This is a genomic window from Burkholderia sp. MR1-5-21 (genome assembly GCF_053427715.1).
Genome location: NZ_JBSAXD010000100.1, coordinates 1 through 808 on the forward strand (window position 1 = coordinate 1; position 808 = coordinate 808).

Annotated in this window: 1 pseudogene; it reads right to left on the reverse strand. The window is 57.7% G+C overall.

Going from position 1 to position 808, the window contains the following annotated elements:
• Window positions 1–163 precede the first annotated feature (163 nt).
• Window positions 164–808 (reverse strand): annotated as a pseudogene (locus ACV229_RS40565) (tetratricopeptide repeat protein); the annotation flags it as partial.

Consider the following 808-nt stretch of genomic DNA (forward strand, 5'->3'; position numbering starts at 1 on the left):
ACCTTCGCCCGATGCACGGCTCGGCCGCGACGGTCGGCGCCGTGGAGCTGGAACACCTGCTTCGCTAGATCAATACCGAGCATGTCGATTTCCATGATGAACCTCCAGACGTCCGGTGAAGTCCGTCAGTGTGCTCCGAAGGGGGGCGTCGGGTCCATCTCAGTAAGATCTTAAGTGCCCGCAATTTTGCGTCTGAAGTGTTCGGTCGCGCATAGATCAGGCTCAGCTTTTCCGCGGCATCGCCGTAGCCTTGGGCGAAAGCACATTCGAGCATCTGGGTTGCAATGGGCAAGTTACCCCAAAAGCCTTCAGCCGGATCGTCGTAGGTGCCCGCCATCTTGTAACCCAAGAACGTCTGCGCGGATGGACTACCCATGTCGGCCGCACGCTGAAAGAAAGCATATGCGCTTGTGGCGTCGCCCCCCTTGATCATCCCGTTCTGGTGATAGATTCCCATCATGTCGTAGGCGTCCGGCACACCCAGTTTCATCGCTTTCTCCACCCAGCGGATAGCGGCCTCAGGATCATGGTTCGGCACCCCCGCGTGGTCGCTCAGTATCAGCGAGGCGAGATTGAGCATCGCCTTCCAGTGATTGCGTTCGGCTGCCTGCGTGTACAACTGGTAGATCTTCGGGTAGTTGCGGTTGTCGTAGTCGATGTTCGGGTCATCAAGCGCCAACGCCTGCTGGAACCACAATTCAGCCTGTGGATCTATCGACGGCACGTGCTGGTCCTGATAGACACAGGTAAAGGTCTTGCGGTGCGGGTTGAACAGCGGCAGTTTTTCGTAGCGTGGAAGGTCAGACAT